Annotated in this window: 20 protein-coding genes; 12 read left to right on the top strand and 8 right to left on the bottom strand. The window is 68.3% G+C overall.

Annotation, left to right across the window (positions count from 1 at the left end):
• Positions 1-48 precede the first annotated feature (48 nt).
• On the top strand, positions 49-1,143 hold the full coding sequence (locus tag C8J24_RS14055; protein WP_107933319.1) for a metallophosphoesterase: 1,095 nt from the start codon (positions 49-51) through the stop codon (positions 1,141-1,143).
• On the opposite strand, the gene C8J24_RS14050 is transcribed toward C8J24_RS14055, so the two are convergent.
• Complete coding sequence (locus C8J24_RS14050; RefSeq protein WP_107933317.1) at positions 1,106-2,377, bottom strand: NAD(P)/FAD-dependent oxidoreductase; 1,272 nt, start codon at positions 2,375-2,377, stop codon at positions 1,106-1,108. The genes C8J24_RS14055 and C8J24_RS14050 overlap by 38 nt on opposite strands.
• 196 nt (positions 2,378-2,573) lie before the next feature.
• Here C8J24_RS14050 and C8J24_RS14045 point away from each other — a divergent pair, with 196 nt between their 5' ends.
• The 6 genes from C8J24_RS14045 (at position 2,574) to C8J24_RS14020 (ending at position 7,294) form a co-directional block, all read left to right on the top strand.
• Entirely contained in the window at positions 2,574-3,134 is a 561-nt protein-coding gene (locus tag C8J24_RS14045) for a gluconokinase (protein WP_244180731.1), read from the top strand.
• An 84-nt stretch (positions 3,135-3,218) separates the two neighbouring features.
• Positions 3,219-4,328: a Gfo/Idh/MocA family protein gene (locus C8J24_RS14040; protein WP_244180729.1), complete on the top strand. Its 1,110-nt coding sequence runs from the start codon at positions 3,219-3,221 to the stop codon at positions 4,326-4,328.
• Positions 4,328-4,813, top strand: a complete 486-nt coding sequence (locus tag C8J24_RS14035; RefSeq protein ID WP_107933311.1) for a cupin domain-containing protein — start codon at positions 4,328-4,330, stop codon at positions 4,811-4,813. The genes C8J24_RS14040 and C8J24_RS14035 overlap by 1 nt, the downstream gene beginning before the upstream one ends.
• Positions 4,814-5,139: 326 nt before the next feature.
• Positions 5,140-5,655 (top strand): Ros/MucR family transcriptional regulator, encoded by a 516-nt coding sequence (locus C8J24_RS14030; protein WP_244180726.1) that lies wholly within the window; start codon positions 5,140-5,142, stop codon positions 5,653-5,655.
• A 128-nt stretch (positions 5,656-5,783) separates the two neighbouring features.
• Entirely contained in the window at positions 5,784-6,563 is a 780-nt protein-coding gene (locus C8J24_RS14025) for an NUDIX hydrolase (protein ID WP_107933308.1), read from the top strand.
• On the top strand, positions 6,563-7,294 hold the full coding sequence (locus C8J24_RS14020; protein ID WP_107933306.1) for an extensin-like domain-containing protein: 732 nt from the start codon (positions 6,563-6,565) through the stop codon (positions 7,292-7,294). The genes C8J24_RS14025 and C8J24_RS14020 overlap by 1 nt, the downstream gene beginning before the upstream one ends.
• 4 nt (positions 7,295-7,298) lie before the next feature.
• Here C8J24_RS14020 and C8J24_RS14015 read toward each other — a convergent pair whose 3' ends face one another.
• From C8J24_RS14015 to C8J24_RS14000, 4 genes are all read right to left on the bottom strand, one after another.
• Positions 7,299-7,841, bottom strand: a complete 543-nt coding sequence (locus tag C8J24_RS14015) for a hypothetical protein (RefSeq protein WP_236559025.1) — start codon at positions 7,839-7,841, stop codon at positions 7,299-7,301.
• A gap of 264 nt (positions 7,842-8,105) precedes the next feature.
• A complete protein-coding gene (locus C8J24_RS14010) occupies positions 8,106-8,414 on the bottom strand; it encodes a hypothetical protein (RefSeq protein ID WP_107933303.1) in 309 nt (102 codons plus the stop codon).
• 93 nt (positions 8,415-8,507) lie between these two features.
• A complete protein-coding gene (locus C8J24_RS14005; protein ID WP_107933301.1) occupies positions 8,508-9,299 on the bottom strand; it encodes a transglutaminase-like domain-containing protein in 792 nt (263 codons plus the stop codon).
• Between the two features lie 82 nt (positions 9,300-9,381).
• Positions 9,382-10,131 carry a Bax inhibitor-1/YccA family protein gene (locus tag C8J24_RS14000; RefSeq protein ID WP_031440668.1) on the bottom strand — a complete coding sequence of 250 codons (750 nt, stop codon included), beginning with the start codon at positions 10,129-10,131 and terminating at the stop codon, positions 9,382-9,384.
• A 119-nt stretch (positions 10,132-10,250) separates the two neighbouring features.
• On the opposite strand from C8J24_RS14000, the gene thpR reads away from it, so the two are divergent.
• Both thpR and C8J24_RS13990 read left to right on the top strand, forming a co-directional pair.
• Positions 10,251-10,853 carry an RNA 2',3'-cyclic phosphodiesterase gene (gene thpR / locus C8J24_RS13995; protein ID WP_042467069.1) on the top strand — a complete coding sequence of 201 codons (603 nt, stop codon included), beginning with the start codon at positions 10,251-10,253 and terminating at the stop codon, positions 10,851-10,853.
• Positions 10,854-10,865: 12 nt separating this feature from the next.
• Complete coding sequence (locus tag C8J24_RS13990; RefSeq protein WP_107933299.1) at positions 10,866-11,402, top strand: superoxide dismutase family protein; 537 nt, start codon at positions 10,866-10,868, stop codon at positions 11,400-11,402.
• A gap of 42 nt (positions 11,403-11,444) precedes the next feature.
• Here the strand turns inward: C8J24_RS13990 and C8J24_RS13985 are convergent, their stop codons facing one another.
• The 3 genes from C8J24_RS13985 to C8J24_RS13975 all read right to left on the bottom strand — a co-directional run bounded on the left by C8J24_RS13985 (position 11,445) and on the right by C8J24_RS13975 (position 15,196).
• Positions 11,445-13,043 (bottom strand): spinster family MFS transporter, encoded by a 1,599-nt coding sequence (locus C8J24_RS13985; RefSeq protein ID WP_107933297.1) that lies wholly within the window; start codon positions 13,041-13,043, stop codon positions 11,445-11,447.
• Positions 13,044-13,124: 81 nt separating this feature from the next.
• Positions 13,125-13,988, bottom strand: coding sequence for a hypothetical protein (locus tag C8J24_RS13980; RefSeq protein WP_146163689.1), 864 nt, complete (start codon positions 13,986-13,988; stop codon positions 13,125-13,127).
• Positions 13,989-13,999: 11 nt separating this feature from the next.
• Positions 14,000-15,196 (bottom strand): TIGR04063 family PEP-CTERM/XrtA system glycosyltransferase, encoded by a 1,197-nt coding sequence (locus C8J24_RS13975; protein WP_107933293.1) that lies wholly within the window; start codon positions 15,194-15,196, stop codon positions 14,000-14,002.
• A gap of 18 nt (positions 15,197-15,214) precedes the next feature.
• Between C8J24_RS13975 and C8J24_RS13970 the strand changes: the two genes are divergently transcribed.
• The 3 genes from C8J24_RS13970 to C8J24_RS13960 are packed head-to-tail and all read left to right on the top strand — an operon-like array spanning position 15,215 to position 17,914.
• Positions 15,215-15,490 carry a hypothetical protein gene (locus tag C8J24_RS13970; RefSeq protein WP_146163688.1) on the top strand — a complete coding sequence of 92 codons (276 nt, stop codon included), beginning with the start codon at positions 15,215-15,217 and terminating at the stop codon, positions 15,488-15,490.
• Entirely contained in the window at positions 15,483-16,826 is a 1,344-nt protein-coding gene (locus tag C8J24_RS13965) for a putative O-glycosylation ligase, exosortase A system-associated (RefSeq protein WP_107934223.1), read from the top strand. The genes C8J24_RS13970 and C8J24_RS13965 overlap by 8 nt, the downstream gene beginning before the upstream one ends.
• A complete protein-coding gene (locus tag C8J24_RS13960; protein ID WP_107933289.1) occupies positions 16,823-17,914 on the top strand; it encodes an acyltransferase family protein in 1,092 nt (363 codons plus the stop codon). The genes C8J24_RS13965 and C8J24_RS13960 overlap by 4 nt, the downstream gene beginning before the upstream one ends.
• Positions 17,915-17,928 lie beyond the last annotated feature (14 nt).

Genomic DNA, 17,928 nt, shown 5'->3' with positions numbered 1-17,928 from the left:
GCGACGCCCTGCCTGGTCGTCCTTGCCCGCTGGCTCTGGCCGCTGTCGATGTCGCTCTGGCTCAAGGCCGGCGTGGCGCTGCTGCTGCTGTTCGCCTCGCAGTTCCATTTCTGGAACCGGCTGTCCTCGGGATCGATCTTCGCGCCCGAATTTCCGCGCAGCGTCGTCATCCTGTTCAACTGGGCGTTCGCGGCGATCGTGCTGCTCGCGATGCTCCAGCTGCTGCTCGACATCGGCACGCTCGCGACCGCGATCCTGCGTCGCAGCACGACCGCCGCGCCCGACGGGCTGCGTTATGCGATCGCGGGGCTCGCGGCGCTGATCTCCGCGATCGGTGTCTCGAACGCGCTGCGCGTGCCGCCGGTCAAGGACGTCGCGGTCACGATCACCGGACTGCCGCCGCGGTTCGAGGGGTATCGCATCCTCCAGCTCACCGATTTGCACATTAGCCGGCTGTTCCCGGCGCGCTGGGCCAAGGCGGTGGTCACCCGCGCCAATGCTGCGGGCACGGACCTGATCGTCGTCACCGGCGACTTCATCGACGGATCGGTCGCGATGCGCCGCGCCGACGTCGCCCCGCTACGCGCGCTCCGCGCGCCCGACGGCGTCTATGCGATCCCGGGCAATCACGAATATTTCTTCGATTACGCCGCCTGGATGCGGCACCTCGACGGGCTCGGCTTCCGCATGCTCCCCAACAGCCACGCCGTGCTGTCCCGCGACGACGCGCAGCTGGTGCTTGCAGGACTCACCGATCTCTCCGCCCCCTCGGTCGGACAGCCGGGTCCCAATCTCGACAGCGCGTTGCGCGGCGCACCCGCGGGTGCACCGATACTGCTGCTCGATCACCAGCCGCGCAATGCTCGCAACGCCGCGGCGCACGGCGTCGCGCTCCAGCTGTCGGGGCATACGCATGGCGGCGTCGCGCCCGGCTTCGACCGCCTGTTCGCGCGCGCCAATGGCGGGTTCGTGTCCGGCCGCTACGACGTCGCCGGGATGACGCTCTATGTCGGCAACGGTACCGGGCTGTGGCCGGGCTTCGCGGTCCGGCTCGGCCGCCCGTCAGAGATGACGCGCTTCACGCTGCACGCCGCCGGGCCGGACCTCAATCCGCGGGCACCAGCGTCTTCAGATCGACCGTGATATCGGCCAGCAGCGCCGGCTCGATCCGCGCCGACGCGACGACCAGCGCGCGCCCCTGCACATAATCCCGCGTCTTGTTGACGCAGTCGAGCGCGATCACCCGCCCCGCCTTCAGATACACCACCGAGAAGCTGCGGCTCGCCGGATCGCCGCGCAGCAGCGCGAGATCATGCCCCGTCGACAGCCCGACGCTCTGCAGCTTCAAGTCATACTGGTTCGACCAGAACCACGGCACCGCGCTATAAGCCTCCTCGACGCCGGTCAGCGCCTTGGCGACGATCGCCGCCTGGTCGTTCGCGTTCTGCACCGATTCCACGCGGATCAAGTCCCCGCCGGCAAAGCGACTGGCATGCGCCGCGCAATCCCCGACCGCAAAGACATTGGGCAGGGTCGTGCGACACTGCGCGTCGACCATCACACCGTTACCGCCCGCCGATCCGGCCCCTGCCGCGATCAGTGGCGCGACCGCAGGCACGATGCCGATCCCGACGATGACCATCTCGCACGGCAGCACCGTATCGTCGGCCAAACGCACGCCCGACGCGGCCCCGTCGGCGCCCTCGATCGCCGCCACCGTCACGCCGGTCCGCAGATCGACGCCGTGCGCGCGGTGCTCGGCCTCGTAGAACCGCGACAGCGCCGCCCCCGCCACCCGCGCGAGCACCCGGTCCTGCGCTTCGAGCACCGTCACCTGCTTGCCGAGCTTGGTCAGCACCGCCGCCGCCTCCAGCCCGATATAGCCGCCCCCGACGACCACGACCCGCGTGACGCCCGGCAGTTCGGCGATCATCCGGTCGACATCGTCGCGCGTGCGCACCCCGTGGACCCCGGCGAGATCATGCCCGTCGCACCCCAGCCGCCGCGGCGATCCCCCCGCGGCCCAGACGAGCGTGCCATAGTGCAGGCTCGTCTCGTCGGCGTTCTCGGTTGCCTGCGCGTCGACATGGCTGACGCAGCGCTCGGCCGCGTCGACGCGTGTCACGCGACGCCCGGGGATCAGCGTGATTCCGCGCTCCCCCCAGAAGCTGGCCGGGCGCAACAGAATGCGATCGAACGCCTTTTCGCCCGCCAGATAGTCCTTCGACAGTGGCGGCCGCTCATAGGGGGGCGACGTCTCGTCACCGATCACCCCGATCGTCCCCGCATAGCCGCGTTGGCGCAGCGCGATCGCGACCTGTGCTCCGGCATGGCCGGCCCCGACGATCAGGACGTCATGATGATTGCGAGCGGACATGCATCGACCTCTGTGATTGGCCGGTCTCGATGCCCGTACCGACGCCGGTCGACAAGGGCGCGACGATGGTCGTAATGGCCAATTGTCGCGATCGACCGGATAGAGGCCTGGAACCAGGCGCCGCCGGACGCGCTCAAACCGCGAGTCAGGATCTGTGCAAACCACCCCCTCCCCCCAGGCCCGCTCCGGCGACGGCATGCCCCACGCGGTCCCGCGCGGTTGCGCGATCATCGTCATGGGCGTCAGCGGCAGCGGCAAGTCGACGCTCGGCCAGCGTCTCGCCGATGAGGCGGGTCACCGCTTCCTCGAAGGCGATGGCTTCCACAGCGCGGAGGCGGTCGCCAAGATGCGCGCCGGCCATCCGCTCGACGACGCCGACCGCTGGCCCTGGCTCGACCGCGTCGGTCACGCGATCGGCGATGCGGTCGCGGCCGACGGCTTTGCGGTCGCCGCCTGCTCTGCGCTGAAGCGGGTCTATCGCGAGCGGCTTGTCGCTGCCGCGGGCGTCCCGCTGCTGTTCGTGCTGCTCGACACGGATCCGGCGGAACTCGCACGACGGCTCGGCGCGCGCGCGGGGCATTACATGCCGGCCAGCCTGCTCGACAGCCAGCGCGCGACGCTCGAGCGCCCCGGGCCCGACGAAGCCGCGATCACGCTCGATGCAAAGGCGACGCCCGACACGCTGATCCGCGACGTATGGGCCTGGATCGATGACCGCGCCAGCGCGGATGGCGCTGACGGCACCGATCGGCGATAAGACCGACCAAGGTCGTAATGGCCACGCGACAACTGGTGGCCGAACAGGGTGGCCGACAGCGCTTGCAGGATGAGGAATCTGATCGTGACGATAGGACGACGCGAATTTGTCATCGGCGCAACCGCGCTGGCCGCAGTGCCCGCAATCACGCAGGCGGCCACCCCGACGCGCAAGCTCGGCTATGCGATCGTCGGGCTGGGCTATTACGGGCTCGACGTCATCATCCCCGAATTCGCCAAATGCGCGCACAGCCGGCTCGCCGCGGTGGTCAGCGGTGACCCCGCCAAGGCGCGCCGCGTCGCGGCGGCGCATGGCCTGCCCGAGCGGTCGGTCTACAGCTATGCGACCTTCGACCGGATCCGCGACAACCCCGATATCGATATCGTCTATATCTGCCTGCCCAACGCGATGCATGCCGAGTACACAATCCGCGCCGCGCGCGCCGGCAAGCATGTGCTGTGCGAAAAGCCGATGGCGGTCTCGGTCGCCGAATGCGAGGCGATGATCGCGGCCTGCAAGGCGGCGGATCGCAAGCTGATGATCGGCTATCGCTGCCATTTCGAGCCCTGCAATGTCGAGGCGATGCGGCTCGCGCGTGCGGGAACGATGGGCAAGACGCGCTATGTCCGGTCCGAACATGGCTTCGTCCAGCGTGATCCGTCGAAGTGGCGGCTGAACAAGGCGTTGGCGGGCGGGGGCTCGTTGATGGACATGGGCATCTACAGCCTCCAGGCGGCGCGCTACATGACCGGCGAGGAGCCCGTCGCGGTGACCGCGCGCGAGTCCACCGATCGCACCGATCCGCGGTTTCGCGAGGTCGAGGACATGATCGACTGGACGCTCGAATTCCCGTCCGGCGCGATCGCCAGCTGCCAGTCGATGTACAGCGCGAACCAGAACCACATCCTGCTGATGGGCGAACGCGGCCGGATCGAGCTCGAACCCGCGACCCGCTATGCCGACAACCGGATGTGGACGGGCGCGGACGGCCGCGAGCGCGATGTCACGCCAGCAGCATCCGGCCGAACCCAGTTCGCCGGCCAGCTCGATCATCTCGTCACCTGTATCCGCACCGGCCGCGAACCGATCGTCTCGGGCGCGGAGGGCCTGCGCGACCTGCGTATCGTCGAGGCGATCTATCGCTCGGCGCGCGAAGGGCGGACGATCCGGCTGGCGTCGGGCACCAAGGCGTGATGCGCCTCCTGCTCGCGCTGGCGACGCTCGCGGTCGCCACGGTCGCGCCGGCGCAGGAGGCGGCGCGTGATTTCGCCGCGGCGACCGATATCCCCCGCGCGGTCGCGGCGCTCGAAGCGACGATGAAACCCGGTCAGGGCTTTGCGATGCAGACGCTCGTCAGCGGCGGGGGCAGCGTCGTCGCGCTCGAATATTGGAAAGCCGAAGGCCGTCCCGCGGTGCACCCCGACGACAATGAATATGCGACCGTCGTCGCGGGATCGGGGACGTTGCTTTCGGGCGGACGCCTGGTCGATCCGCATGTCGTCAATCCCGGCCTCACCGACGGCGCGCGGATCGAGGGCGGCACGACCCGCGCGCTCCGCCCCGGCGACGTCCTGCTCATCCCCGCCGGCGTTCCGCACGGCTTCGGTGTCGGCGCGGACGGGCTGGTCCTGCTCGGTACCAAGATCACGCCGCGCCGACCGGCTGCCCCTGCGCGATAAGATGCGTCCGCCAATCGCGACGTCCCGATCGGGCGTCTCGATCCGCGCCCTGATCTGCCGGATCTGATGACTGCGCCGGATGTCGGACCCGCTGCGAGCGCACGCATGCTACAACCGCGAATGCGCGTATTTGTGAGGATCTATAGGGTTGGTCTGGCGCGCGTATAAACTCAGCAAACCGCAAGATCAGCGCCCGGATTCGACGTCGCGAACAGAATTCCCGGTCAATTGAGCGCTTTAATAATATTTGCGGGTGTCATTTTCTGCCAATAGCGCGTAGTCGCGCGAATGGAGGGGGAAAATTTTTCAACAATCAAGGATCCCGTGTGACCGAAACCATCAATACCGTCGAACTGGCGGCAGAACTGACGGCAGCCTGGCTGGCGAACCCCAACACCCGCACCGCTGCCGAAGACGTTCCTGCGTTTCTCCTGTCGATGCACACCGCCGTGACCAAGCTCACGACCGGCGCAGAGATGACGGGCGATACCGCCGAGGCGACGACCTATGAGCCCGCCGTGACGGCGCGCAAGTCGCTTGCATCGCCTGACCACATTGTCTCGATGATCGACGGCAAGAAGTACAAGACGCTGCGTCGCCACCTGACGACGCATGGCATGACGCCGGAGCAGTATCGCGAACGCTTCAACCTGAAGGCCGACTATCCGATGGTCGCTGCGACCTATTCGGAAGCACGCCGTGCGATGGCGAAGTCGATCGGCCTCGGCCGCAAGGCTGGCTCGAAGGTCGAAGCCGCTGCGGAAGACGCAGGCAAGACTTCGCGCAAGACCGGCAAGGCCGCGCTCGATGCCGCCAAGCATACGCTCGGCAGCGACGATTGATGCGCCACGGGGAGGGCTGATCGCCCTCCCCGACCGTTAAAGCCATTCTGATCGCGCTGCCGGTCGCGCTCTGAATCACGCTACAAAGCCGTCTGGCCCGATCCGGGTTTCGCGCGTTACACAGATCGATGACCGAACCGATCTCCCCCGCCATACCGGCTGCCACGTTGGTGATCTTTCGCGATCGCCCGTCGCTCGCCCCCGAACTGCTGATGGTCGAGCGTGCGGGATCGATGGCGTTTGCCGGCGGTGCACTCGTCTTCCCCGGTGGCCGGGTCGACCCCGCCGACCGCATTCTGGCAGAGCAGCACGTCCAGCAGCCCGCTGATCAGACCGCGATCGAAGAGGTCGCCGCCCGCATCGCCGCAATCCGCGAGACGATCGAGGAGGTCGGGCTCGCCATCGGCCTTCATCCCGCACCGTCCGCCGATACGCTCGCGACACTGCGTGCGGCGCTGCATGCCGGACGGGAACTGGGGCTCATGCTCGACGAGCTGGGGCTCCGCTGTGATCCGCACATGCTCACCTATTTTGCGCGGTGGCGGCCCGCGCATCATCTGACCCGCATCTTCGACACGCGCTTCTATCTCGCGCGCTTGCCCGTCGACGCCGCGCCCGCCCGCGTCGACGAAACGGAGAACGTCCGCCTGCTCTGGGCAACCGCTGCAGAGATCCTCGCGCATGCCGATGCCGGGCGCGCACAGGTGATCTTCCCGACCCGCCGCAACCTCGAACGCCTGGCGCTGTTCGCCGGCTTCGACGACGCGGTCGACGACACACGACGCAGACCGGTCCGCACCGTGACGCCGTGGATCGAGCCGCGCGACGGGATCGACCATTTCTGCATCCCCGACGATCTCGGCTATCCAGTGACCAGCGAGCCCGTCACGCGTGTGGCGCACGGCTGATGCGTGCGGTGCGACGGACGCTGGGCTGGATCGTCGCACTGGCGGTGATCACGGGCCTCGGCCTGATACTCTGGTCGACGCTGCGCGGTCGGCCGCAGGATCTGCCCTGGACCCCGCTCGACCTCGGCCAGCCGATCGGCCTGATGACCGGGCGGAAGCTCAACGCGCTGACCCAGTCCTATCCCGCCTGTCGCGCCGCGCTCGAGCGTGCCGGTGTCCGCTACACCGCGCTGCCGCCTCGCAGCGGTGAAGGCCGGTGCGGCTATAGCGACGGCGTCCGGTTCACATCCGGCGGCGCACGGCGGATCGACTTCGCGCCCGCGGGTCTTGGCGTCGCCTGCCCCGTCGCCGCGGCGCTCGCGATCTGGGAATGGAATGTCGTCCAGCCTGCGGCCGAACGGCATTTCGGCACCAAGGTCACGAGCATCGACCATTTCGGCAGCTATAGCTGTCGCCGCATCTACGGCCGCGATGCCGGCACGTGGAGCGAGCATTCGACCGCCGACGCGGTCGACATTGCCGGCTTTCGGCTGGGCAATGGCACGCGGATTACCGTAGCCCGCGACTGGAAAGGCGATGCCGCCAAGGCCGCCTTCCTCCGGGAGGTACGCGACGGCGCCTGCCAGCTGTTCGCGACGACGCTCTCGCCCGATTACAACGCCGCACATGCCGACCACTTCCATCTCGATCAGGCGGATCGCGGCGCGATGGGCTGGCGCGCCTGCCGCTGAGCCGTCAGGTGGCGAGCGACGTCCCGCTGTCGACCTTCTCCACCCAATAGGGAAAGAAGACCGGCTCCCGGCTCGACCAGCCCGACGCGGTCGCCGCGGCTTCGCTGATCGATTGGAGCAGCTTGCGGCGCAGTTCGGGGTGGAGATGCGGCAACGCCGCCGCCGCGCAGAAGGCGGACGGCAGCCACGGTCGGACATCCGCGCCGGCAAGCCGCTCGTACAGGAACCGGAACGCGGAAAAGCTCGTCAGCCGCCCCTGCCCCAGATCGAACGCGGCCAGCGTCACCAGTTTTCCCAGAAACCGGTCCGCCCCGCCGAGCCCCGCATCCTCGGGCAGAAGTTCGCGAAGATCGTCAAGACCAAGATAGAGCCGCGCCTGTGCACGGATGCTGGCCTCCTCGACCACGTCGCGCGACCAGCGCGTCATCGCATCCTCGCGATCGAGGCCGACATCGAGCGAGCGTCGGATGTAGCGCTGCGTCGCGCTGGAAAAGCCTGCGAATTCCTTCATCTCGGCGAGCGTCGTGATGCCCTTTGCCGGTTTCATCCGTGAAGCCATATCGTCACCCCGCCTTGCTGCAAGTAACAGGCGTTCCCATGCATTTGGGGCAGAGGAGGGTCCCTAACGCATCGTCACGTCACGGTTATAAGCGACCATGAAATCTGTTGCGCTGCAACACGCAATGCGACCAGTCGAAGCCAGGCATCAAACTTTTCGCTAGGGGCGGTATTTACGCAACAATCGAACCCGGGCCATTGGAGCGCCGCCCGCGCCCGGCATCGGCCAGGCGCGAGCACCCCCCACGATAGATCAGCTGTTCTTTTCGGCCAGCTTGCGTTCTGCTTCGGCATCATAGCCTGACGACGGCGCCGGACCCTGATTGTGCACCGGCTGCGTCGAGGCGGGCGGATCGCTCGCATCCATCGACTCATCGAGCGCATTGTCGAGACGCGCATCGTTGCTCGACGGGTTCTTCTGCAGCCGCTTGCCGATCGACTTGTCCTGACCGGCCTCCTGGCGCGGGTCGCGGCCGTCGGTCCGGCCGGTGGCCGCATCGCCATCCTGCCCATCCGGTGCCACCGACAGGCTGTCGAGCGCGCGTTTGTCGATATCGGTCATGTCGAGACTCCTGTGAAAATCGTTACGGACGCAAACGGTTCAGCACGCCCGGTGTTCCTGCTCCTGCGACGAGCGACTCGCGTTGCGGGCCGGTCACGCGGTTTCGTCGTCGAGCGCGCGGACCCGGACGGTCTGCGTCCAGAGCGTCGCCTGCCCGAACACCGTCATGAACGCGATGTCGGTGGCGTCGCGCCCGATGCACACACGCGCGATATCGCCGCACGATGCCATCCCCGTCGGATCGACCAGCCGCCACGCGCCATCGAGCCAGAGCTCGGCGACCGCGTGGAAATCGGGCGGATCGACCCCAGGTGCATAGGCCGAAACACAGCGCGCCGGGATCCCCCCCGCGCGGGCGAGCGCGACCAGCAGATGCGCATAGTCGCGGCACACGCCCGACCGCGACGCGAAGGTGTCGAGCGCGGTCGTCTCGCCCGAACTCGATCCCATCCGGTAATCGAGCGCGTTGCCGACCCACGCACTCAGCGCCGCCGCCAGCGCGCCGCCGTCGAGCCCGGGAAACTCGCGTGCAACGAACCCCTCGAACCGGTCCGACTGGCAATAGCGGCTCGGCATCAGATAGGCGGTGACGTCGCCGGGCAGCAGCCGGGGCGGCGTCGTGCCATAAGCGCCGAGCGCGACGACCGGCCGCTCGACCTTCACCACCGCGCGGTAGACCGCGGTGAGGCGGCCATGTCCCCGCGCCCAGCAGCGCTGGCCGATGCCGTCCTCGCCCGGGACCGCGCGGATCGGGCTGTCTGACCAGATCGTCAGCGATTGTTCCTCGATCCGCTGGTCGGGCATCGCCGCCGCCTCGATCTGCAGCAACACGTCGGCGTCGCCGGCAATTCCATAATCCAGATGAACGTCGATCGAGAGACGCATTGCGGTCTTAAATCCTGGCCAGGATGCAAAAACGGCCCGGCGGTTTCCCGCCGGACCGTCACTCAGAGAAGGTGCGAAGCGCTTAGTTGCGGCTGCTGCCGAACAGGCGAAGCACGAACATGAACATGTTGATGAAGTCGAGATACAGGCTCAGCGCCGACATGATCACGACCTTGCCGACCATGTCCGTACCCGCGACCTGCATGTACAGGCTCTTGGTACGCTGCGTGTCATAGGCCGTCAGACCTGCGAACAGGAGCACGCCGACGCCGCTGATGACCAGCTGCATGACACCCGACTGCAGGAAGATGTTGATGATGCTCGCCACCAGCAGACCGACCACGCCGATGATCAGGAACGTCCCGAACGCCGACAGATCGCGCTTCGTGGTATAGCCGTACAGGCTCAGCCCGGCGAAGCCGGCAGCCGTCGCGAAGAACGCGCTGGCGATCGACGTGCCGCTATAGACCAGGAAGATCGTCGACAGCGACAGACCCATCAGGATCGCAAAGCCCCAGAACAGCATCTGCAGCGTCGCGGTGCTCATCCGGTTCTGGCCAAAGCTCATGCCGAACACGATCGCGAGCGGCGCGAACATGATGACGTACTTCAGCGGACCGCCGCCCATGAACACCTGTGCGGCAGGTGACGATGCACCGCCCCAAGCGAACAGCAGCGCGACGATGCCGGTCAGCAGCACGCCCGAGCCCATATAGTTATAAACCGACAGCATGTACGAGCGGAGACCCGCGTCATACGCTGCCGAACCGGTGGTGGTGGCCGTCGCTCCGAACGGCGCGGCACGAGGCCGGGGATCAGACCAATTAGCCATTGAAATTACAACTCCTCTATCCGGCCATATGCCGGTTGCGCGCAACATCGGTGCTGGAAGGACGACTTTCAAGCGGAGACGTTCCCAATTCGGGGTGATCGGCGCTATCAATCCCGCCGATGCTACGCCTGTTTCTCGCGCTCCGCCCGCCCCTCCCCATCCGCGAGATGCTGTTCGACCTGATGGACGGGATCGGTGGTGCGCGCTGGCAGGATGACGAGCAGCTCCACGTCACGACGCGCTTCCTTGGCGAAGTCGATCCGCGTCTCGCCGACGACATCGTGACCGAGATCGACCGGCTCCGCCTGTCGCTGACGCCGGCGGCCCCAACGGTTGCGCTGCATGCGGTCGGCCAGTTTGCGAGCCGCGGGCGGACCGACACGCTCTGGGCGGGCGTCACCCCGCACGCCGCGCTCACCGCGCTGCACCGCAAGGTTGATCAGGCGGTCGTCCGCGCCGGGCTGCCACCCGATCGCCGCGCCTATCTGCCGCACGTCACGCTCGCGCGGCTGCCGCGGTCGCTCGGCACATCGCCGGAGATCGACGGCTGGATCGCGCGCCATGCCGGGCTCGCCAGCGCGCCGTTTGCGATGACCCATCTGACGCTGTACCAGAGCCACCTTGGCCGCGACGGTGCCTGGTACGAACCGCTGCTGCGCTGGCCGCTCGAACCCGACGCCGGAACCGCCGGCGACTTTGGCGGGTTCGCGTCGGATCAATAGGGAGAGACGGACATGCGGATTGCAACATTTGCGCTGGTCGGTGCAGCGGCGCTCGGGCTGGCGGCCTGCGATCAGAAGGGGCTCGAGACCGGCACGCCGGTTGCAGGCGGGCAGAGCGCGCGCGCGATGCTGATGAACGCCGCCGGGGTCGATGTCGGCCGCGCGACCGCGACCGACGTCGCGGGCGGACTGCGCTTCACCGTCGATGCCAAGGCGCTGCCGCCGGGCACGCACGGCGTCCATATCCACACGACCGGTCGCTGCGACGCTCCCGACTTCACGACGGCGGGGGGCCACTGGAACCCGACATCGATGAAGCACGGGTCGATGAACCCGCAGGGGCCGCATGAGGGCGATCTGCCCAACCTGATCACCGGCACCGACGGCCGCGGCACGGTCGGCGTCACGATCCCGGGCGCGACGATGGCCGGGCTGCTCGATGCCGATGGTTCGGCGTTCGTGGTCCATGCCGGTCCCGACGATCTGATGACCGACCCCGCCGGCAACAGCGGCGGCCGCATCGCCTGCGGCGTGTTCCAGGCGAGCTGAACCACTTAGCCTAGCCATGGCATCCTCGGCGAGGGGCCATGGCTAGGCGACCTCCCCCGCCGCCCGGGCCCGCGCCTCGCGCGACGCCTCGGCGGCAGGGACCAGCCGGTACGCCGCCACCGCCGTGGCCAGCGTGATCGGCACGCTGACCAGCAGCGACAGCATCCCGACCGACAGGCTTCCACTGAGCGTCGACACGCGACCCGCCAGGTACGGCCCGAGCGCCAGTCCGATCAGCGTCGTGCCGATGAAGAAGGTGGCGGTCGCTGTCCCCCGCATCCGCGGCAGCACCAAATCCTGCGTCGTCGCCGCCGCAGCACCGAGCGCGCAGCTCGCGGTGATCTGCGCGAGGAATATCCCGGCATAGAAGGGCAGCGGCGCCGACCCGGTGAAGGCGAGGCACAGGAACGGCACCGGCACGACCGCGCCGAAGATCACGACCAAAAGCCGGCCGGCAGGGTTGGTCCGCCGCAACCGGTCGGAGACCACTCCGCCCATCGTCAGCCCGAGAAACCCCGCAAGCGCGCCCAGCCCGCCGAGCAGGAACCCCGCGCTCGACGGCGTCGCGCCGAGCACACGCAGCGCATAGGGCGCCGCCCAGAAGCTCGCCGCATAGCTCAGGAACGCGTTCAGGCCATAGGCGACGACCGTGCACAGGAACGCCGGCGTGCCGATGATCAGCGCGAAGGTCGGCGGATCGCGACGGCGCAGCGCACAGGCCCAGGAGAACACGGCATAGACGCCGGTCCCGATCGCCACCCATTGCGGCCAGGGCTCGCCCGCTGCCACCAGCCCGACCACCGCCAGCGTGACAATCGCCAGCCCGGCGAGGTTGACGACGAACGCCCCGACCCCGCCCATCGCCGCACCGATCAGCGTCAGCGGCGGCACGATCGTCAGCAGCTCGCCGGCAAAGGCGCGGAACGGTGCGGGGTGCGGCGCCGGTTCGGGAAGCCCCTCGACATGCCCGCGGATCGGTTCCCTCAGCGTCGCGATCCAGATCGCGAGCAGCAGCCCCGGGATGCCGACCGCCATGAACGCGGCCTGCCACCCGACCAGCCCGAACGGCCCGCCCCCCGGATAGGCCCGGTTCCAGCCCTGCACGATCGCCCCGCCGATGAACAGCGAGCAGCCGCCACCGACATAAAGCCCAGCCGAATAGATCGACAGCGCGGTCGCGCGCAGCCTTCTGGGGAAATAATCGGAGATCAGCGAATAGGCCGACGGGCTGGCGGTCGCCTCGCCGATACCCACGCCGATCCGCGCCGCCGCGAGATGCCCACCGGTCCGCGACAGGCCGGACACCGCCGTCATCACCGACCAGAGCGTCAGGCCGATCGTCATCAGCCGGACCCGGTGCCAATTGTCCGCAAGCCGCCCGAGCGGGATCCCGAACAGCGCATAGAAGACCCCGAACGCGGTCCCGTAAAGAAACCCGAGATCCTGGTCCTTCAGCCCCAGATCACGCTTTATGTCCTCGGCAAGGATCGAGATGATCTGCCGGTCGACGAAGTTGAGTACATAGACCAGGAACAGGATCGACAGCACATACCAGCCATAGCGGGTCGCCCCCGCCTGCCCGTCAGGCTCCGCCGCCGGCGGCGCTTCTTCGAACTTCGATTGATCCGCGACCTGCGCCATGACCCCTCCGACCGTCGTTTTCAAGCAATCGGTATCAGAGGTTTCTTCGTATCAACAGCGGTTTCACGCGGTCGCGGTATGTCAGCCCGATGTCGCCTGACGCCGCCGGGTCGCACCCTGCTCCAGCCGCCGCAACAGCGACTCGATCGAAGGCGGTGACGGCGATGCAGCCGGCGCCGGCGTATCGACCAGACGCGGCTCATGGCGCGCCGCACCGTTGACGGCGCCAACTGACGGTGGAGCCGACGATGGCGCTGACCAAGCCACCGAGACCCGCGGTGCGACCGGCTCGCTCACCATGATCGGGACCGTCGCGGCCTCCACCGGCTCGTCGATCGCGACGGATTCGTCAGCTAATGCTACGACCCGCTCATCGTCTTCCACCGGAGCGGCTGGCGCGACCGGCGCCGCCTCGGCCTGCACCAGCGGCGTGACCGGCCGGATCGGCGCCATCGGCACCGGCAGGATCGCATGCGGGTCGAACGCCGCGAGCGGCTGGTCGAGGTCCGCGGGGATCGATCGCTCGAGCGTGACCGGGTTCGCCGCGGTCACCTCCATCATCGGCGTGCCGAGATCGGCCGCGGTCATCGGCCGGCGTGGCGGCGCGTCGGGATGCGCATCGGCCCGGCGGACGACCGGCACGCCGTCGTCGCGGCGACGCGGCGGACGCACCAGCAGGCCCCCCGGCCCCACCAGCAGGAACAGCGCCGACCAGGTCACCGCCGCGCCGATGACCGCGGTGGCCAGCGCGAGACCGACACGCGCCGTCATCCCCAGCGGCGGCTGTGCGGCGGGGATCAGCGCGGCGACGCCGGTCCGCCAGACCAGTTCCTCGAGCATCGTCCCCGGCATCGCGACGAAGCCAAGGACCGCGGCGACCGCGACGAGCAGTGCCGCGGCGACGGGAAGGTGGCGGATCGGGGACTGTCGATGGAATTCGGTCATGCCATGGTCCGTCATTCGGCCTGTATCAGCCGATGGTAAAGCGGTTCGTAACGCAAAATGTTTGACGACCAGTTACGGTCGCGCTCGACGAACGCCCGGGCGCGCTGGCGGCGCGACGGCCAGTCCGCGCGATCGTCGAACATCCCCGCCAGTGCCGCCGCGATCGCTGGCGGATCGTCGGGTGGGAACAGCGTGCCCGTATCCCCGTCACGAATCAACTCGCGGTGTCCGCCGACGTCCGACGCGGCCACCATCCGCCCCTGCGCCATCGCCTCAAGCGGCTTGAGCGGCGTCACCAGATCGGTCAGCCGCATCCGCTTGCGCGGATAGGCGAGGATGTCGATCAGCCCGTAATAGCGCTCGACCTCCGCATGCGGCACGCGACCGACGAAATGGATCGCGTCCGCGACCGGCGAGGCCGCAGCCTGCGCCGCCAGCGCATCCGCCATCGGCCCGCCCCCGACCAGCAGCAGCCGCGCGTCCGGCCGGGCCGCGACCAGCGCGGGCATCGCCGCGATCAGGTCGTCCAGCCCTTCGTAGTCATAGAAGCTGCCGATGAAGCCGACCACGTCCCTGCCGTCGAGCCCCAGCGTCGCCGCCAGCGCGTCGTCGCGCGGCGGCACCGCCCCGAACAGCGTCATATCGACGCCGTTGGGCGACACCATGATCTTGCCCGCGTCGATCCCGCGCGCGATCAGGTCGTCGCGCAGCCCCTCGCAGATCACCGCAACGCCGTCCGCACGGCCGACCGCCCAGGTCTCGAGCGCGCGCGTCGTCCGATAGGCGAGCGATCCCTCTGTCCCGGTGCCGTTGCCAACCGCGGCATCCTCCCAGAACGCCCGGATCTCGTAGACCAGCGGCAGTTTGCGCCGCCGCGCGACGATGATGCCGGCCAGCGCATCGAGCACCGGCGAATGCGCGTGCAGGATATCGGGGCGAAAGGCATCGACCGCCGCCTCGATCCGCCGGGCAAAGGCGCGGATCCCGGCGATCTCGCCCAGCGGTCCCGACCGGCGCGTCGCCGGCGTCCGGTGGAAGGTCAGCCCGTCGACCGACTCCACCGCGGCGGCGGCCGGCCCATGACGCTGCCCGGTCACCGCCGCGACCGTCCAGCCGCGCGCCTCCTGCGCCTTGAGGATCGCCCGCGTGCGAAAGGTATAGCCGCTCTGCAGGGGCAGGCCGTGGTCGAGGATATGAAGAATGCGCATCGTGAGTAGCGTGTTGCCATGACAGCGCTTAACGGCGCGTCAACCGCCATGGCCTATGCCGCGGCGACGAACACGGGCGGCGACGGGACCGCGCAGACACGGAAAGGCGGGCCGATGATCGACAATTTCGCGCTGGGCCTGACGCACGGCCTGATGATGATCGCTGCGATCCTGCTGCTCCGCCGCCCCGATCTCGATTCCGAGCCGGAAGCCGGCAACGATCGTGAGGGTGGCAGCCCGCCCGCCGGTGACCGCCCGGCGGCACGCGGTACCGGACGCCGCCCGCGTGCGTGATCTCGCCTTCATCGCCTTTCTGGCTGCGATCTTCGCGCTCGGGTTCCGGCGTCCGTTCCTGCTGGTCCTCGCCTATGTCTATATCGACATCGTCTCGCCGCAGCGCTTGACCTATCTGCTGCTCAACACCGTCCCGATCTCGCTGATCGCGGTCGCGCTGGCGGTCGGCGGCTGGCTGATCGCGGACGACAAGCGCGACACGCGCGTCGCGCCGCGCCAGCTGCTGATCGTCGTGCTGCTGCTCTATTGCTGGGCGACCACGCTCGCCGCCGACTTCCCGATCGAGGCGAAGGACAAATGGGACTGGGTCTGGAAGGCGCTCGCCTTTGCCGCCTTCCTGCCGCTGACGCTGCGCACCCGGCTCCGGATCGAGGCGCTGCTGCTGTTCATGATCCTGTCCGCCGCCTCGATCATCATCGTCGGCGGGATCAAGACGATCGCCAGCGGCGGCGGCGGCTATGGCCAGCTGAACCTGATGGTCGACAATAATTCAGGGCTCTACGAAGGCAGCACGATCAGCGCGGTCGCGGTCGCGATCATCCCGATCATTATCTGGTTCATGCGCTACGGGACGATCTTCAAACCCGACTGGCGCGTGCGCGGCTTCTGCGTCGCGCTCGTCTTCGCCTGCCTGCTGATCCCGGTGGGCACCTCGACGCGCACCGGCCTGCTCTGCATCGCGCTGCTCGCGGTCCTGTCGCTGCGCGTCGTCAAACGCAAGGCGCTGTATCTGGCGGGGCTCGGCGCACTCGGGCTGATCGCGATCCCCTTCCTGCCCTCGACCTTCACCGACCGCATGAACACGATCAAGACCTACCAGGCCGACGAATCCGCCTCGACCCGGATCGCGGTGTGGCAGTGGACGATCGACTATGCCAAATCGCATCCGTTCGGCGGCGGGTTCGAGGCGTATCGCGGCAACCGCATCCGCTACGACCTTGCCGGCACCGGTGCCGCGACACCGGGCCGTGTCGAGGAAGACAAGGCGCGCGCCTATCACAGCGCCTATTTCGAGATGCTCGGCGAACAGGGCTATTTCGGGCTCGCGCTGTGGCTGGTCCTCAATCTCGGCGGCCTGGTCCGGATGGAGATACTGCGCCGCCGCTACCGCGATCCCGCGGGAGAGTTCGCCTGGGCCGGCCCGCTCGCCGCCGCATTGCAGAGCGGCCATCTCGTCTATCTGCTCGGCGCGGCGTTCATCGCGATCGCGTTCCAGCCGTTCATCTACATGCTGATCGGCGCGCAGATCGGGCTCGACACCTATCTCGGGCGCAAGCGCCGCGAGGCGAGTTTCCGGCCGATGCGTCGCCCTACGCGCACGCCCCTGCCGGCATGAGCGAACTGAGGGCGCTGACCGGCGCGCGCGGCGTCGCCGCCTGGTTCGTCGTGCTGTTCCATCTCCGCGCCGCGCTCGGTGTGTCCGACGGCGTTCAGCGCGTTCTCGCCAAGGGCTATCTTGCGGTCGACTTCTTCTTCCTGCTTTCGGGCTTCGTGATCTGGCTGAGCTATGCCGACCGGATCGCCGTGCAGCGCTGGCGCGCCATCCCCGGCTTCCTGCGCCGCCGGGTCGCGCGGATCTGGCCGCTCCACCTCGTCATGCTCGGCTTCGCGCTGCTCATCGTCGCCGCGCTCGCGCTGACCGGACGCCCCCCTGACCCGCGCTTCCCGCTCGACCGCTTGCCGGTGCATATCCTCCTGCTCCAGAACTGGCCGATGACGCGCGACTGGTTCGGCGTCACCGCGCTCGACTGGAACGATCCCGCCTGGTCGATCTCGAGCGAGATGTTCGCCTATCTCGTCTTCCCGCTGCTCCCGCTCGTCATCGACTGGCGACGCGTACCCACACCGGGCCTGATCGCGGCGATCGCCGTCGCGCTGGGCCTCCTCGCTTACGTGATGCGATCGAACGGCATAGCGACGCTGGGCCAGGCGATCCCCTGGTTCGGCGTCCTGCGCTGCGTCACCGAATTCGCGGCGGGCACCGCGGTCGCGGCTTTGTGGCTACGCCACCGCGAGCACCCCCGGCGCGCACTCGTCGCGGCATTGTGCGTCAGCAGCCTGGGCTTTTCGAGCTTTGCGAGCGGCCTCGTCAACGAAATCGTCGCAGTGCCGGCCGCGCTCGCGGCGCTCCTGCTCGCGCTCGCGCTGACCTCGAACCGGCCGCGCAACCCGCTAGCCTCATGGCCGCTCCACCGGCTCGGCGAGATTAGCTTTTCGACCTATCTCGGCCATTCGCTGCTCTGGACCGCGTTCAAGATGGCGTTCGTCGCCAGCGCGGTCGCGGTCCCACCGCTCCTGATCGGCGTGCTTCTCGCCGGGATCCTGCTGGCCTCCCTCGCGCTGTACCACGGTGTCGAGCGGCCTGCGCAACGCTGGATCAACCGCTTTGGACAAGCAGCAAAAAGGGGCCAGCAAACGCGCTGACCCCCCCAGTATCT

Source organism: Sphingomonas aerolata (genome assembly GCF_003046295.1).
GTDB classification, from domain to species: domain Bacteria; phylum Pseudomonadota; class Alphaproteobacteria; order Sphingomonadales; family Sphingomonadaceae; genus Sphingomonas; species Sphingomonas aerolata.
Note: the sequence above shows the minus strand (reverse complement) of the source record. Positions and strands in the feature narration are given on the sequence as shown.

Coding starts and splice junctions, on each gene's coding strand:
- C8J24_RS14055 (WP_107933319.1), top strand. CDS start 49: ATGTCGCTCTGGCTCAAGGCCGGCGTGGCGCTGCTGCTGCTGTTCGCC.
- C8J24_RS14050 (WP_107933317.1), bottom strand. CDS start 2,377: ATGTCCGCTCGCAATCATCATGACGTCCTGATCGTCGGGGCCGGCCAT.
- C8J24_RS14045 (WP_244180731.1), top strand. CDS start 2,574: ATGCCCCACGCGGTCCCGCGCGGTTGCGCGATCATCGTCATGGGCGTC.
- C8J24_RS14035 (WP_107933311.1), top strand. CDS start 4,328: ATGCGCCTCCTGCTCGCGCTGGCGACGCTCGCGGTCGCCACGGTCGCG.
- C8J24_RS14025 (WP_107933308.1), top strand. CDS start 5,784: ATGACCGAACCGATCTCCCCCGCCATACCGGCTGCCACGTTGGTGATC.
- C8J24_RS14020 (WP_107933306.1), top strand. CDS start 6,563: ATGCGTGCGGTGCGACGGACGCTGGGCTGGATCGTCGCACTGGCGGTG.
- C8J24_RS14015 (WP_236559025.1), bottom strand. CDS start 7,841: ATGAAACCGGCAAAGGGCATCACGACGCTCGCCGAGATGAAGGAATTC.
- C8J24_RS14010 (WP_107933303.1), bottom strand. CDS start 8,414: ATGACCGATATCGACAAACGCGCGCTCGACAGCCTGTCGGTGGCACCG.
- C8J24_RS14005 (WP_107933301.1), bottom strand. CDS start 9,299: ATGCGTCTCTCGATCGACGTTCATCTGGATTATGGAATTGCCGGCGAC.
- C8J24_RS14000 (WP_031440668.1), bottom strand. CDS start 10,131: ATGGCTAATTGGTCTGATCCCCGGCCTCGTGCCGCGCCGTTCGGAGCG.
- thpR (WP_042467069.1), top strand. CDS start 10,251: ATGCTACGCCTGTTTCTCGCGCTCCGCCCGCCCCTCCCCATCCGCGAG.
- C8J24_RS13990 (WP_107933299.1), top strand. CDS start 10,866: ATGCGGATTGCAACATTTGCGCTGGTCGGTGCAGCGGCGCTCGGGCTG.
- C8J24_RS13985 (WP_107933297.1), bottom strand. CDS start 13,043: ATGGCGCAGGTCGCGGATCAATCGAAGTTCGAAGAAGCGCCGCCGGCG.
- C8J24_RS13980 (WP_146163689.1), bottom strand. CDS start 13,988: ATGACCGAATTCCATCGACAGTCCCCGATCCGCCACCTTCCCGTCGCC.
- C8J24_RS13975 (WP_107933293.1), bottom strand. CDS start 15,196: ATGCGCATTCTTCATATCCTCGACCACGGCCTGCCCCTGCAGAGCGGC.
- C8J24_RS13970 (WP_146163688.1), top strand. CDS start 15,215: ATGACAGCGCTTAACGGCGCGTCAACCGCCATGGCCTATGCCGCGGCG.
- C8J24_RS13960 (WP_107933289.1), top strand. CDS start 16,823: ATGAGCGAACTGAGGGCGCTGACCGGCGCGCGCGGCGTCGCCGCCTGG.